Genomic DNA, 381 nt, shown 5'->3' on the forward strand with positions numbered 1-381 from the left:
GCTTCCGCCGCGAGGTCGGCTCGGCGGGCCGGGATGTGCGCGGGCTGTACCGGGTGCATCAGTTCTCGAAGATCGAGCAGGTCGTCCTGTGCGAGAACGACCCGGAGGTATCGGAGCGCATGCTGCAGGAGATTCTGGCGAACGCTGAGCATATTTTGCAGCTGCTGGAGCTGCCTTACCGCGTCGTGGCCGTCTGCACCGGTGACATGTCGCTGAAGACGCATAAGCAGTACGACATCGAGACCTGGATGCCGGGCAGGAACGCTTACGGGGAGACGCATTCGGCGTCGAATCTGCTCGATTTCCAGGCGCGCCGCTCAAATATCCGCTACCTGGGAACGGACGGCAGGCTGCGGTACTGCCATACGCTGAATAATACGG

At 61.9% G+C, this 381-nt stretch carries 1 protein-coding gene; it reads left to right on the top strand.

Going from position 1 to position 381, the window contains the following annotated elements; translation table 11 throughout:
• On the top strand, positions 1–381 hold a 381-nt coding region (locus L691_RS27400), incomplete at both ends, for an aminoacyl--tRNA ligase-related protein (protein ID WP_036734366.1).

It is taken from the genome of Paenibacillus zanthoxyli JH29, assembly GCF_000520715.1.
GTDB classification, from domain to species: domain Bacteria; phylum Bacillota; class Bacilli; order Paenibacillales; family Paenibacillaceae; genus Paenibacillus_AQ; species Paenibacillus_AQ zanthoxyli.